The organism is Streptomyces sp. NPDC002896 (genome assembly GCF_040295225.1).
GTDB lineage: Bacteria > Actinomycetota > Actinomycetes > Streptomycetales > Streptomycetaceae > Streptomyces.
This window is the reverse complement of record NZ_JBEOVA010000015.1, coordinates 38717-51936: the sequence shown is the minus strand read 5'-3', so window position 1 is coordinate 51936 and position 13220 is coordinate 38717. Positions and strand designations below refer to the sequence as shown.

General features: G+C 70.2%; 13 protein-coding genes. 8 read left to right on the top strand and 5 right to left on the bottom strand.

Annotation, left to right across the window (positions count from 1 at the left end):
- Positions 1-38 precede the first annotated feature (38 nt).
- Positions 39-977 carry a tRNA (adenosine(37)-N6)-dimethylallyltransferase MiaA gene (miaA, locus tag ABT009_RS26825; RefSeq protein ID WP_351299994.1) on the bottom strand — a complete coding sequence of 313 codons (939 nt, stop codon included), beginning with the start codon at positions 975-977 and terminating at the stop codon, positions 39-41.
- 183 nt (positions 978-1160) lie between these two features.
- Between miaA and ABT009_RS26820 the strand changes: the two genes are divergently transcribed.
- On the top strand, positions 1161-1415 hold the full coding sequence (locus tag ABT009_RS26820) for a hypothetical protein (protein WP_351299991.1): 255 nt from the start codon (positions 1161-1163) through the stop codon (positions 1413-1415).
- Positions 1416-1439: 24 nt separating this feature from the next.
- Positions 1440-1754, top strand: coding sequence for an antitoxin (locus ABT009_RS26815; protein WP_351299988.1), 315 nt, complete (start codon positions 1440-1442; stop codon positions 1752-1754).
- 96 nt (positions 1755-1850) lie between these two features.
- Here ABT009_RS26815 and ABT009_RS26810 read toward each other — a convergent pair whose 3' ends face one another.
- Positions 1851-2564 (bottom strand): class III extradiol dioxygenase subunit B-like domain-containing protein, encoded by a 714-nt coding sequence (locus ABT009_RS26810; RefSeq protein ID WP_351299985.1) that lies wholly within the window; start codon positions 2562-2564, stop codon positions 1851-1853.
- A gap of 25 nt (positions 2565-2589) precedes the next feature.
- On the bottom strand, positions 2590-4116 hold the full coding sequence (gene miaB, locus ABT009_RS26805) for a tRNA (N6-isopentenyl adenosine(37)-C2)-methylthiotransferase MiaB (protein ID WP_351299982.1): 1527 nt from the start codon (positions 4114-4116) through the stop codon (positions 2590-2592).
- Positions 4117-4260: 144 nt separating this feature from the next.
- On the opposite strand from miaB, the gene ABT009_RS26800 reads away from it, so the two are divergent.
- Positions 4261-5250, top strand: coding sequence for a TAXI family TRAP transporter solute-binding subunit (locus ABT009_RS26800; RefSeq protein WP_351299979.1), 990 nt, complete (start codon positions 4261-4263; stop codon positions 5248-5250).
- Between the two features lie 88 nt (positions 5251-5338).
- On the opposite strand, the gene ABT009_RS26795 is transcribed toward ABT009_RS26800, so the two are convergent.
- Entirely contained in the window at positions 5339-6748 is a 1410-nt protein-coding gene (locus ABT009_RS26795; RefSeq protein ID WP_351299976.1) for a sensor histidine kinase, read from the bottom strand.
- Positions 6749-6757: 9 nt separating this feature from the next.
- Positions 6758-7447, bottom strand: a complete 690-nt coding sequence (locus ABT009_RS26790) for a response regulator transcription factor (protein WP_351299973.1) — start codon at positions 7445-7447, stop codon at positions 6758-6760.
- A 272-nt stretch (positions 7448-7719) separates the two neighbouring features.
- Here ABT009_RS26790 and ABT009_RS26785 point away from each other — a divergent pair, with 272 nt between their 5' ends.
- The 5 genes from ABT009_RS26785 to ABT009_RS26765 all read left to right on the top strand — a co-directional run bounded on the left by ABT009_RS26785 (position 7720) and on the right by ABT009_RS26765 (position 13203).
- Positions 7720-8496: an amino acid ABC transporter ATP-binding protein gene (locus ABT009_RS26785; protein WP_351299970.1), complete on the top strand. Its 777-nt coding sequence runs from the start codon at positions 7720-7722 to the stop codon at positions 8494-8496.
- A 53-nt stretch (positions 8497-8549) separates the two neighbouring features.
- A complete protein-coding gene (locus ABT009_RS26780) occupies positions 8550-9467 on the top strand; it encodes a glutamate ABC transporter substrate-binding protein (protein WP_351299967.1) in 918 nt (305 codons plus the stop codon).
- Positions 9468-9680: 213 nt separating this feature from the next.
- Entirely contained in the window at positions 9681-10328 is a 648-nt protein-coding gene (locus ABT009_RS26775; RefSeq protein ID WP_351299964.1) for an amino acid ABC transporter permease, read from the top strand.
- Entirely contained in the window at positions 10325-11362 is a 1038-nt protein-coding gene (locus ABT009_RS26770; RefSeq protein WP_351299961.1) for an amino acid ABC transporter permease, read from the top strand. The genes ABT009_RS26775 and ABT009_RS26770 overlap by 4 nt, the downstream gene beginning before the upstream one ends.
- A gap of 236 nt (positions 11363-11598) precedes the next feature.
- Positions 11599-13203 carry an FAD-dependent monooxygenase gene (locus tag ABT009_RS26765; RefSeq protein ID WP_351299958.1) on the top strand — a complete coding sequence of 535 codons (1605 nt, stop codon included), beginning with the start codon at positions 11599-11601 and terminating at the stop codon, positions 13201-13203.
- Positions 13204-13220 lie beyond the last annotated feature (17 nt).

Sequence of the window (13220 nt, the reverse complement as noted above, 5' to 3'; positions counted from 1 at the left end):
CCGGACCGCGGCCGGAGCGTCCCGATGCCATCACGTGATCAGGCTGTAACCGGTCGTTCGACCAATGCCAGGGCCCGCTCCGGGAGTTCTGTGAGATCCGCCGCGGCACCGCTCAGCCAGTGCACACGCGGGTCGCGACGGAACCACGAGTCCTGTCGGCGCGCGAAGCGCTTGGTGGCGCGTACGGTCCCGGCGCGCGCCTCGTCCTCGGTGCACTCCCCCGCGAGCGCCGCGAGCACCTGCTGGTAGCCGAGTGCGCGGGACGCGGTACGGCCCTCGCGCAGGCCCTGCGCCTCCAGCGCGCGTACCTCGTCGACCAGACCCGCCTCCCACATGCGGTCCACGCGCGTGGCGATGCGCTCGTCGAGCTCGGAGCGCGGCACGTCGACGCCGATCTGGACGGTGTCGTAGACGGAGTCGTGGCCGGGGAGGTTGGCGGTGAAGGGCTTGCCGGTGATCTCGATGACCTCGAGGGCGCGCACGATGCGGCGGCCGTTGCTGGGCAGGATGGCCCGTGCGGCCTCGGGGTCGGCGGCGGCCAGCCGCGCGTGCAGCGCACCGGACCCGCGCAGCGCGAGCTCCTCGTCCAGCACGGCCCGTACGGCGGGGTCGGTGCCGGGGAACTCGAGGTTGTCGACCGCCCCGCGGACGTACAGCCCGGAGCCGCCGACGAGGACGGGCGTGCGCCCCTCGCCGAGCAGCCGGTCGATCTCCGCGCGCGCGAGTCGCTGGTACTCGGCGACGCTCGCGGTCTCGGTGACGTCCCAGATGTCCAGGAGGTGGTGCGGGATGCCGCCGCGCTCCTCGGTCGTCAGTTTGGCGGTACCGATGTCCATCCCCCGGTAGAGCTGCATGGAGTCGGCGTTGACGACCTCCCCTCCGAGCTGCTCGGCGAGGTGGACACCCAGATCGGACTTTCCTGCCGCGGTGGGCCCGACGACGGCGATGACCCGCGGCGCGGGAGCTGCACTTCTCACCGCCCCAGTTTCGCAAACCGCAGGCCGTTGCCCGAACGAGCTACGTGACGCCACGAATCCGGGGTCGTTGCCTGTTGCGAGGTTCCGGCCGCCGGTTTTCGAGAACCGGCGCCCCGGGCGGCGCAATGAGACGCACCGGGGCGGCGCGGGATTTCGCTCTCACGAGTAGGGTATGGAGTAGTTATGGGCGTTTTTGCACGGTTTCTCCGCAGGTCAAAGGGTACGGAGGAGGCGTCAACCGCCGAGGCGCCGGCCGAATTGCTGACGGCCGGATCCGGAGCGGAGGCGGAGGAGGCGAAGGGCTCGTCCGAGGCCGAGACCGAGGCGACACCGGCGGCGGACGCCGAGAAGAACACGGCGGAGAGCGTGGAGATCCCCAAGCAGCAGTCCGCGGAGGAAGCGGCCGACAACGAGGCCGGCGAGGGGGCCCGTAAATAGCGCTCCGCAAGGAAAGGTGAATCCATGGGCATCCTGGACACGTTGAAGACCAAGCTCGCCCCGGCCAGGGAAAAGGTTTCGGACTTCGCGCAGCACCACGAGGACAAGATCGACAGAGGTCTGGACAAAGCCGCGAAGATGGTCGACGACAAGACCAAGGGCAAGTACAGCGAGAAGATCCACACGGGCACGGACAAGGCGAAGGACGCCTGGGACCGACTTGCGCACAAGGAAGAAACGGGACACAAGGAAGCGGAGGGCGAGCGCGGTACCACTCCGGACCGCGGTGCCACTCCGCCCCCGCCGCCCCAGGATTCGCCACCCCCTCCGACTTCCTGAACGACAGCAGGGGCAGCACACCGGCGGACGGCCGTGGAGCAGTGGGCTCCCCGGCCGTCCGCCGTATGTCTGCGCCGCGACGGCCCGGACCGGCGGTTACGACCAGGCCGCGACCACGTACCCCACGCCGTACGGCGCGTCCTCGTAGAGCAGGCGGCCGGCGAGCCCGGCTTCTTCGGCCGCGCCCGCGAGTACCTGCCACGGGGCGCGGCCCGCCGCCTTCAGTTCGTGGGCAAGTTCCGCGTCCAGTGCCTTGAGCGCCGCCACGTCCGCGCTCCCCAGCGCACGCGCGACCTCCGCGTCGAATCCCGCGGCCCGCTCGTCGAAATATCCCGGGGCCTTGACCGTGCGGCAGGCGCTGGCGTCGCCCATCACGAGCAGCGCGACCCGGCCGGCCTGGACCGCGATCTCCCGTCCGACCGCGGCACACCGCTCCGGCGCGAGGGGTTCCCCGACACCGAGGCCCTCGACGGGGGCGTCCGACCAGGCCGTACGCTCCAGCAGCCAGGCCGCAACCGCGAGCGAGTACGGAAGCTCCCGCTCCGGGACCTCGCGCGCCGGACGTCCGAGGCGCACGTCGACGTCCACGCCGAAGCCGCGGAACGACCCCCGCGCCCCTTCGGGATGCACGCCGCGTCCGCTCTCTTCGGCGGGTCCCACGACGACCAGCAGGTCGGGACGAGCGGCGGCCAGCACCCCGAGGGCGTCCGTACACGCGGTGCGCGCGGCATCCAGCTCGGGAGCGGCGCCCGCGGCGACCTCGGGTACGAGCATCGGGGGGCAGGGGCAGACTGCGGCGGCAACGAGCATGATCGGCAGACTACTGCCGCCGCGCTCAGTGCGCGGAGCAGCCTCCCGTGGCGGTCGGCAGCGGCTCCGGCACGCCCACCTTCGGCAGTCCCAGCATCACGCCGGCCGGCTTGGCGGCGTCGGCCGCGTTGCGCTTCTCCCAGGCGTCGCCCGCGCGCGTGCGGCGCACGTTCAGCACCTGGCCCTCGGCGAGCAGGTGGTGCGGGGCCGCGTACGTGATCTCGACTGTGACCACGTCACCGGGGCGCACCTCCTCGTCGGGCTTGGTGAAGTGCGCCAGGCGGTTGTCGGGGGCGCGGCCGGAGAGGCGGTGCGTCGCGCCGTCCTTGCGGCCCTCGCCCTCGGCGACCATCAGCTCGAGCGTGCGGCCGACCTGCTTCTTGTTCTCCGCCCAGGAGATCTCCTCCTGGAGGGCGACCAGCCGCTCGTACCGCGCCTGCACGACCTCCTTCGAGATCTGCCCGTCCATGGTCGCGGCCGGCGTGCCCGGGCGCTTGGAGTACTGGAAGGTGAAGGCCTGCGCGAAGCGCGCCTCCCGGACGACGTGCAGGGTCTGCTCGAAGTCCTCCTCGGTCTCGCCGGGGAAGCCCACGATGATGTCGGTGGTGATCGCCGCGTGCGGGATGGCGGCCCGCACCTTCTCGATGATCCCCAGGTACCGCTCCTGCCGGTACGAGCGGCGCATCGCCTTCAGGACCGTGTCAGAGCCGGACTGCAGCGGCATGTGCAGCTGCGGCATGACGTTCGGCGTCTCGGCCATCGCGGCGATCACGTCGTCCGTGAAGTCGCGCGGGTGCGGCGAGGTGAAGCGGACCCGCTCCAGGCCCTCGATCTTCCCGCAGGCGCGCAGCAGCTTGCTGAAGGCCTCGCGGTCGCCTATGTCGGATCCGTAGGCGTTGACGTTCTGGCCGAGCAGCGTGATCTCGGAGACTCCCTCGGCGACCAGGGCCTCGATCTCGGCGAGGATGTCGCCGGTCCTGCGGTCCTTCTCCTTGCCGCGCAGCGCCGGGACGATGCAGAAGGTACAGGTGTTGTTGCAGCCGACGGAGATGGAGACCCACGCGGCGTAGGCGCTCTCGCGGCGGGTCGGGAGCGTCGACGGGAACGCCTCCAGCGACTCGGCGATCTCGACCTGCGCCTCTTCCTGGATGCGGGCGCGCTCCAGCAGCACGGGCAGTTTGCCGATGTTGTGCGTGCCGAAGACGACGTCCACCCAGGGCGCCTTCTTCACGATGGTGTCGCGGTCCTTCTGCGCAAGACAGCCGCCGACCGCGATCTGCATGCCGGGGCGCTTGGTCTTCATGGGGGCGAGGCGGCCGAGGTTGCCGTACAGCCGGTTGTCGGCGTTCTCACGGACGGCACACGTGTTGAAGACGACGACGTCGGCCTCGCCCTCGGCCGTGCCCTCGGGCGCGCGTACGTAGCCGGCCTCCTCCAGCAGTCCGGACAGCCGCTCGGAGTCGTGGACGTTCATCTGGCACCCGTAGGTGCGGATCTCGTAGGTCTGCCTGTGCTGCACGTCCACTGCCTGGCTCCGGTCGCTGCTGCTCATGCCACAAGGGTAGGCGGTGACGGGGACATCCCCGGACGCCGGAGCCGGGGAGGGGTTCCGGCCGGGCCCGGAGGCCCTTCCGACCGAGCCGTCACCGCACCCGGGCCTGGTCATCACGGCGCGTGACCTGGCAGGATCGCCCGCATGTTCCAGCCACTCCCGCATATCGGCAAGCGCCGCGCGCTGCTGAGCGCAGCCGCGGCCTTCGTGTCCTTCGGGCTGCTGCTGTGGTGGCTGCTGCCGCTGGACGACGATTCGCCGAGCGGCCGTGTGACCTTCAGTACGGGTGTGAAGTCGGGGGTGTACCAGAAGTACGGATGGCTCCTGAAAGACGCCCTCGCCCGTGATCTACCGGATCTGCACGTGACGCTGCGCAAGAGCGAGGGATCGCAGGAGAACCTCAAGCGGGTGGCGACGGGCGAAGCGGACTTCACCATCGCGACGGCCGACGCCGTTCAGGCGTACCAGCAGGCGAAGAAGCCGGGCTACGGGAGGCTGCGCGGCTGTGCCCGGCTCTACGACGACTACGTGCAGCTCGTGGTACCGCGAGACTCCGACGTGCGCTCCGTCAAGGACCTCAAGAACAAGCGGGTGGCCGTGGGACAGGACGAATCGGGCGTACGTCTGATCGCGAATCAGGTCCTCAAGGCCGCGGGTCTCGACCCCGAGAGGGACATCGAGCCGCGCGACATCGGAATCAACGACATGCCCACGGCGCTGAAGAGGGGCGAGATAGACGCCTTCTTCTGGTCGGGGGGCCTGCCGACGACATCCCTGGAGGAGCTCTCCGAGAGCTCCAAAGTCCGTTTCGTGGAGCTCGGGTACCTCGTCGACGACCTGCACAAGCTGAGCAGCGCCTCCCGCTATTACCGGGCCTCAGTGATGCCGGCCGAGACCTACACCCATCAGGACACCCCGGTGTCGACCCTGGCGGTCGCGAACCTGTTGGTCACAACGGACCGCACGGACCCGGAGCTGACGGAGGGGCTGACCCGCACGGTGATAGAGAACCGGGACGACATCGGCAGCAAGGTGCACGCGGCCCAGCTGGTGGACCTGCAGACGGCCCTGTATACGCACCCGCTCGCACTGCATGAGGGCGCCCTCCGCTACTACCGCTCGGTCAAGCCGTAGCGCACGAGCGTCCGGCGCGCTGCGGCGACCGCCGCGGCACCGCGCTGCCCGGGACAGCCCAAGGCCGAGGCCGGAGGCCCGGGAGGTCTCAGACCTCAGGCGGTTCCGACCGCGGCACCTTCACCGTCACCCGCAGCCCGTGCGGCTCATGGCGGTCGTACGCGATGGTGCCTCCGCACGCGGCCAGCAGGGCGCTGGAGATGGACAGGCCCAGGCCCGAGCCCTTGACGTTCTGGTGGCGGTTGCTGCGCCAGAAGCGGTCGCCGACGCGGGCCAGTTCCTCATCGGTGAGGCCGGGCCCGCGGTCCGCTATCACGATGGACGACGTCTCGCCGTTCGCAGCGACCGTAACGCTGACTTCCTCGCCCTCCGGGGTGAACTTCAGGGCGTTGTCGATCACCGCGTCCAGAGCGCTGGACAGCGCGACCGGATCGGCCCATGCCGTGACGGCCGGGCATTCCTCGCACAGCCGTACGCCCTTCTCGTCGGCGAGGGGGCGCCAGGCCGCGACGCGCTCCGCGGCCAGCGCGCCGATGTCGGCGAGCTGCAGATCGGCCGGGGCGTGTTCGGCCAGGGCCAGGTCGAGCAGGTCGTCGAGGACCTGGGCGAGACGCTTGCCCTCGGTGCGGACCGAGGCGATCTCCTCGTTGTCCTCGGGCAGTTCGAGGGCGAGCAGTTCGATGCGCAGCAGCAGCGCGGACAGAGGGTTGCGCAGCTGGTGAGAGGCGTCGGCCACGAAGGCGCGCTGCTGCTCGAGCACGTCCTCGACGTTGTCGGCCATCTCGTTGAACGACCGGGCCAGCCGCCTCAGTTCCGGCGGCCCGCCGGCCACGGCCACCCGTGACTTGAGGCTGCCGGTCGCGATGTCGTGCGTGGTGGCGTCGAGGATGCGTACAGGGTGCAGCACCCAGCCGGTCAGGCGCAGCGCCGCGGCAAGGGCCACCAGCATCGCGGCGGCTTCTCCGAGGGCGATCGGCAGCCAACCGCGCAGCGTCGCCGCTCGCATCTTGCCCGTGGGCGAGTCGGTCACGACGACGGCGACGACGTCGCCGTCGCGGATGACCGGCGAGGCGACGACCAGACGGCCGTCCTGCCAGGGCCACACCTGCTTGGGGTCGTGGTCGGGCCGCGAGAGCCGCGCCTCCTCGAACGCGGCGCGCACGTCGCCCGACTTGGGCAGGGACCAGTCGCGCGGGGCGTGTGCCATGGGATCGTCGTCGAGGTAGAAGACGCCCGCCCTGATCCGGTACACCTTCCAGTAGCGCTGGAGTTCCTTCTGGAGGGTCTGCCGCCGTTCGTCCTCGACCGTCTGCCCGGAGTCGGCGGGGCGTTCCGTGACGAACTGGGCGAGTGCGGCGAAGCGGGCCGTGTCGTCGATCCGGTCGATCACCACTCTCTGCTGCTGCGCGGCCGCCACGCTCACCGCGAGCGGGAATCCGAGCGCCAGCAGTACGCCCGCCATGAGGACGATGAGCAGCGGGAGGAGTCGAGCACGCACCCGGACCCGCTACGACGCCGGGGCGACGAGCCGGTAGCCCACGCCGCGCACGGTCTCGATGAGGGCCGGCATCCGCAGTTTGGAGCGGAGCGAGGCCACGTGCACCTCCAGCGTGCGGCCCGTTCCCTCCCAACTGGTGCGCCACACCTCGCTGATGATCTGCTCCCGGCGGAAGACGACCCCCGGCCGCTGCGCCAGGAGCGCCAGCAGATCGAACTCCTTGCGGGTCAGCTGTACGACGACACCGCTCACGCTGACCTGGCGGGTGGGCAGCTCGATGTGCACGGGCCCGAGCCGCACCTCCGTCTCGGCCGGTGCGCTGCCGTCGCCGGGCAGGGTGCGCCGGCTGACCGCGTGGATACGGGCGAGGAGTTCCCCGGTGTCGTACGGCTTCACGACGTAGTCGTCGGCGCCGAGGTTGAGGCCGTGTATGCGCGACCGCACGTCCGAGCGGGCCGTGACCATGATCACGGGGGTGCTGGTCAGCTTCCGGATCCTGCCGCACACCTCGTAGCCGTCCTGGTCGGGGAGGCCGAGGTCGAGGAGGACGACACCGAAGGGCTCGGCGTCGGCGGGCAGCAGTGCGCGGAGGGCCTCCTCGCCGCTGCGCGCGTGCACCACCTGGAAGCCGTGCCGGGTGAGGACCGCCGACAGGGCCGCGGCGACGTGGTTGTCGTCCTCGACGAGCAGCAGTCTCATACCGGCCCCCTCCGGTTCATCGGTTGTTCGGTCATGGCCTCTACACACGTGTGCGTACCCATGCATCCATTCGGATCTCCGAGGACCCGTCAAGCTGGGCCGGGCCGCTGGCCGGTTCTGTTATCCAGCCGGTACGCGCGCGTGGAGCGCTTTCACGCACAGTATCCGCTCGCTATCGGATCGTTATCCTCAATTCTCGCTCAGATGTAATGACGCTGGCTTTACGGCGTCATTACTGTCCTCCCAACCGACGAGGACGGAGCAAGAAGCCGATGACCGAAGTATCGGTGGCCAAGGACACCGCACCGGCGGCCGACGGACTGGTCGTGCTGAAGAACGTGAACAAGCACTTCGGTGCGCTGCATGTGCTCCAGGACATCGACCTGACCATCGCCCGCGGCGAGGTCGTCGTGGTGATCGGGCCCTCCGGATCCGGAAAGTCGACCCTGTGCCGCACCATCAACCGCCTGGAGACCATCGACTCGGGTGACATATCGATCGACGGACGGCCGCTGCCCCAGGAGGGCAGGGAGCTCGCGAGGCTCCGGGCCGACGTCGGCATGGTCTTCCAGTCCTTCAATCTCTTCGCGCACAAGACGGTCCTCGAGAACGTGATGCTGGGCCAGGTCAAGGTGCGCAAGGCCGACAAGAAGGCCGCCGAGGAGAAGGCGCGGGCCCTGCTCGACCGGGTCGGCGTGGGCACCCAGGCCGACAAGTACCCCGCGCAGCTCTCGGGTGGCCAGCAGCAGCGTGTCGCGATCGCGCGGGCGCTGGCGATGGACCCGAAGGTCATGCTCTTCGACGAGCCGACCTCGGCGCTCGACCCGGAGATGATCAACGAGGTGCTCGACGTCATGCAGCAGCTCGCCCGGGACGGGATGACGATGGTCGTCGTCACCCACGAGATGGGCTTCGCCCGGTCCGCGGCCAACCGCGTGGTCTTCATGGCCGACGGCCGGATCGTCGAAGAGGCCGCCCCGGAGCCGTTCTTCAGCAACCCGCGCAGCGACCGGGCCAAGGACTTCCTGTCGAAGATCCTTCACCACTGACGCACGGCCGACCCCGCGTTCCTTCTTTCCTGCCGATTCAAAGGATGTTCACCATGAAGCTCCGCAAGTCCGCCGCCGCCGCGGCGATCGCCGTGCTCGCGCTCACCGCCACCGCCTGCGGCGGCGACTCCGGTACGGCTGGTGACCAGCCCAAGGGCGGGTCCGGCAGCAGCGACCAGCCGAAGCTCCCCACGTACACCGTGGCCAAGGACGTGAAGATCGACTCGCCGACCCTCGAGCGCGCCCAGAAGGCTGGCAAGATCGTCTTCGGTGCCAAGAACGACCAGCCGTTCCTGGGCTTCGAGGACACCGACGGGACGCGCTCGGGCTTCGACATCGAGATCGCCAAGATGGTCGCGGCCGACCTCGGCTTCTCGGCCTCCCAGATCGAGTTCAAGACGGTCGACTCCGGCGTCCGCGAGACCACCATCTCCAAGGGCGACGTCGACCTCTACGTCGGCACGTACACGATCAACGACGAGCGCAAGAAGCAGGTCGGCTTCGCGGGCCCGTACTTCCTGGCCGGCGCCGACCTGCTCGTCCGCAAGGACGAGACGGCGATCACGGGCCCGGACAGCCTCAAGGGCAAGAAGGTCTGCTCGATCGTCGGCTCGACGCCGCTGCAGGAGATCAAGAAGGCGAAGTACGGCGCCGAGACCGTCGAGCTCGCCAAGTACTCGGAGTGCGTCCAGCAGCTGCTGAACAACGAGGTCGACGCGGTCACCACCGATGACGCGATCCTCAAGGGCTACGCCGCGCAGCGCCCGGAGAAGCTGAAGGTCGTCGGCAAGCCGTTCACCGAGGAGCCGTACGGCGTCGGCATGGCCAAGGACGACAAGGCCCTGCGCGACGCGGTCAACGACGCGCTCGAGGCGCACGAGAAGAACGGCGACTACAAGAAGGCGTACGACGCGACGCTGGGCCTGTCCGGCTCCGCGTACACCGAGCCGCCGGCCATCGAGCGCTACTGAGCCGCGGGCTCACGAAGCCCTGGGGCGCCCCGGAGTGGGCCGCGGGCCGGAAGCCCGCGGCCTCCCTCTGTGCCTTGAGGGCCTGGGAGGTGCCCCCTCCGCGCGCCTGCCTGATCCTTCGGCAGTGAACCGCGCGTCCCGTACGCACCACCGCCGGTGCGTACGGGGCGCGGTCCCCTCTGCCCGTCCGCTGCCGCCCACGAGGACTTTCCCGTGAACGTACTGCTCGACCATCTCCCGGAGTTCCGGGAGGGGTTCATAGGCACCGTCCTGCTGACCCTGGCCAGCGGGCTCCTCGCAATGGTGCTGGGTGTCGTCATAGCCGGTTTCCGGGTCTCACCCGTGCCCCCGCTCCGGTTCTTCGGCACCGCCTGGGTCACGCTGTTCCGCAACACCCCGCTGACCCTTCTCTTCCTGGTCGCCTGGTTCGTCGTCCCGGTGATCTTCGCCCCGGGCCTCAACCCGTGGACCAAGGCGCTGCTGGCGCTCAGCTTCTACACCTCGGCCTTCGTGTGCGAGGCCGTGCGCTCCGGCATCAACACGGTGCCGCTCGGCCAGGCCGAGGCCGCCCGGTCCATCGGCATGACCTTCTTCCAGACGCTGCGGATGATCGTCCTGCCGCAGGCCACCCGCACCGTGATCCCGCCGCTCAGCTCGATCTTCATCGCACTGACCAAGAACTCGGCGATCGCAGGCGCGTTCAGCGTCACCGAGCTGTTCGGGGTGCAGAAGCTGCTCAGCGACAAGGGCTTCGCCATCACCTGGATCTTCCTGTGGGTGGCTCTCGGCTACCTGGTCATCACCTTCACCATCAGCGGTCTCTTCCGGCTGCTCGAGCGGCGCATGGGGGTCGCACGATGAGTTCGAGCGTCCTGTACGACGCCCCGGGCCCCAAGGCCCGCGTCCGCAATGTCGTCTACACCGTCGTGGGTTCGGCGGCCGTCCTCGGCCTGATCGTCTTCGCGATCTACCGGCTGAACGTCAAGGGCGTGCTCGAGCCCGAGGTGTGGAACATCTTCAACAACGCCGGTGTGCGGACGAACATCCGCGACGGTGTGCTGAGCACGCTGAAGGTCTTCGCGCTGGCCGGTGTGCTGTCGCTCGTGCTCGGCCTGCTGCTGGCCGTCGCCCGGCTCTCCGACCACAAGCCCGTCAGCTGGCTGGCGACCGGCTTCATCGAGCTCTTCCGCGCCGTCCCGCTGCTGATCACGATCTACGCCCTGTGGGTGCTCTTCCTCAGCTACAAGGAAGACCTGGGTGTCGTCGGCGAGAACACCGCCTTCTGGGCCCTGGTCATCGGTCTCACCGTCTACAACGGCTGTGTGCAGGCGGAGGTCCTGAGGGCCGGTATCAACGCCGTCCCGCGCGGGCAGGTCGAGGCCGCGTACGCCCTGGGTCTGCGCAAGACCCAGGTGATGACCGTACTGCTGGTGCCGCAGGCCGTCCGGTCGATGCTCCCGACGATGATCAGCCAGCTGGTGGTGACCCTGAAGGACACCTCCCTCGGCTACATCATCACGTACGCGGAACTGCTCTACGCCGCCCGGATGATGGCGAACAACATCATCGTCAACGGTGAGAACCCGATCACCGCGGTCGTCATCGTCGTCGGCGCCATCTACATCGCGCTCTGCCTGGCCCTGTCGTCGCTCGCGACGTGGATCGAGCGGCGCGGGCGCCGTGCCAAGACCGGTATCGCGGTGGCCGCGGCCGCCGAGCCGGCCGAGGCGCCCGGTGTGCTGGATGCCGCGGAGGGCCCGCTGGCCCCGGTGGCCGCCGCGCCGGAGGCGCCCGGTGAGCCGGTCGCACCGGCCGACGAGGTGCCTGGTTCCGCTGCCGCGGACGGGCCTCGGGACACCGGCGACGGTGAGGGGCCGCCCCTCGGCAAGAGCTGAGCCGCCCGGATCGGAACACGGCGGCTCCGGCATCGGAACCCAGCGGCTCGATACAGGACCTGACAAGTCGTGAGCAAACGGAGGCAGTGGCATGATCGCCACTGCCTCCGTCACTTGACGCAAGCACCGGCAATGGGTTGCATACGTTCTGTGACCGCGCACCCCGCTCGAACTGCCAGTTTCCTTACGACACCCAGGGCTTCCCGCGAGGCTGCAGGGGCAGGGGGCGCCGCGTCGTGGACCCGGTGATCGTCGTCGGAGCGGGGCCCGTCGGGCTGACGCTCGCCCTGGCCCTCGCGCGTCACGAGGTCCCCTCGGTCGTACTCGACGAGGGGCCCGGCAAGGACGAACCGAGGGCCGCGCGGACGGTCGTGCTGCGCGAGGACACCGCCGATCTCGTGGAGCGGCTCGCCCGGGGCTCGTTCGCGGAGACCGGCGTCCGCTGGTCCGGTTGGCGGTCCCTGCGGCGCAGGCAGGTGATGCGGCAGATCACGTTCGGTGCCGAGGATCCCGCGCCGCTGCACCTGCCGCAGCATGTGCTGACCTCCGCCCTCCGTGCCGCCGTCGCCCGCGAGCCGCTCGTCAAGGTGACGGTGGAGAACCGGCTCGACTCCCTCGAGCAGGAGACCTCGGGAGTCACGGCGCACACCAAGGGGCCCAAGGGCACGTGGTGGCGCGGCAGTTATCTGGTCGGCTGCGACGGGCCGCGGTCGACGGTGCGCAAGCTCGTCGACATCCGCTTCGCCGGGCGCACGGCCGTCGAGCGGCATGCGGTCGCGGCGCTGCGTACGGAACTTCCCTGGCCGGGTGAGGCGTTGCTGCACCGGATGCCGCCGTGGCGGCCGGCGGGCAGCGAGGTGACCGCCCGCCCTCTGGCCGCGGGCGCGTGGCGCCTGGACTGGCTGCTCCCGCAGCGCAGCGAGCTGGTCACACCGGAGGCCCTCGTGGCACGCATCCGGGAGACCCTGGGGGGCTGGAACAGCGGCAGCACTCCGGCGTACGAGCTGCTCGACACCGGCGTCCACACGGTGCACCACCGCCTCGCGCGGCGGTGGCGCAGCGGCCGTGTGTTCCTCGCGGGGGATGCCGCGCATCTGCTCGGTGCGCTGGGCACGCAGGGTGTGGACGAGGGGTTGCGGGATGCGGACAACCTCGCGTGGAAGCTGGCGCTGGCCTGGCACCACGGGCTGCACGAGGCGCTGCTTGACAGCTACCAGACCGAGCGGCGCGCGGTCGTCGCCGCCCGGCTGCGCGCCGCCGACCAGTCGCTGCCGATACTGCGCGGCGGCGGGGGTCTGCGCGCCCATCTGCCGGGGACGGCGCGCGGCCACGACATACTGCTCACGGACGGTCATCTGGGCCGTGGCCCGCTGGGCGCGCCGGGATCGTATGCAGCCTCGCCGCTGGCGCCTGCGCCCTCCGATTCGGAGGTGACGTTGGACACGGCGCCCGGCATGCCTGTGACCGATGTGCGCGTCACCGCGGAGGACGGCTCCTTCGTACGGCTGCGGGAGCGGCTCGGCCGCAACGGGCTCCTCGTCCTGCTGGTCGCACCCGGCACGGGGGTGTGGGAGCGGCGGCACTGGATGACGGCCGGGATCATGCCCCGCCTGGCCGCCGCGGTCACGGCGCTGCCCCATCCGGCGGAACTCCTGGTCGCGGAGGGCTATCCGGGTGCGGCACCCCACACCGTGCTGCTGATCCGCCCCGACGGACACCTGGTCACGGCGCTGGGCGGGGTGCGCCCTGCCGAGTTGTACGCGGCGGCTGAGGCGGCGCTGGGCGGGTCCGCGGAGACCGAGGCCAGCGAGACAAACGGGGCGACGGCAGGACCGCGCTGAGCCCACTGTCACCGCGT

Bases quoted from the DNA above. Each gene is read 5' to 3' on its own strand.
- ABT009_RS26820 (WP_351299991.1), top strand. From the start codon at position 1,161: ATGGGCGTTTTTGCACGGTTTCTCCGCAGGTCAAAGGGTACGGAGGAG.
- ABT009_RS26815 (WP_351299988.1), top strand. From the start codon at position 1,440: ATGGGCATCCTGGACACGTTGAAGACCAAGCTCGCCCCGGCCAGGGAA.
- ABT009_RS26810 (WP_351299985.1), bottom strand. From the start codon at position 2,564: ATGCTCGTTGCCGCCGCAGTCTGCCCCTGCCCCCCGATGCTCGTACCC.
- miaB (WP_351299982.1), bottom strand. From the start codon at position 4,116: ATGAGCAGCAGCGACCGGAGCCAGGCAGTGGACGTGCAGCACAGGCAG.
- ABT009_RS26800 (WP_351299979.1), top strand. From the start codon at position 4,261: ATGTTCCAGCCACTCCCGCATATCGGCAAGCGCCGCGCGCTGCTGAGC.
- ABT009_RS26790 (WP_351299973.1), bottom strand. From the start codon at position 7,447: ATGAGACTGCTGCTCGTCGAGGACGACAACCACGTCGCCGCGGCCCTG.
- ABT009_RS26785 (WP_351299970.1), top strand. From the start codon at position 7,720: ATGACCGAAGTATCGGTGGCCAAGGACACCGCACCGGCGGCCGACGGA.
- ABT009_RS26780 (WP_351299967.1), top strand. From the start codon at position 8,550: ATGAAGCTCCGCAAGTCCGCCGCCGCCGCGGCGATCGCCGTGCTCGCG.
- ABT009_RS26770 (WP_351299961.1), top strand. From the start codon at position 10,325: ATGAGTTCGAGCGTCCTGTACGACGCCCCGGGCCCCAAGGCCCGCGTC.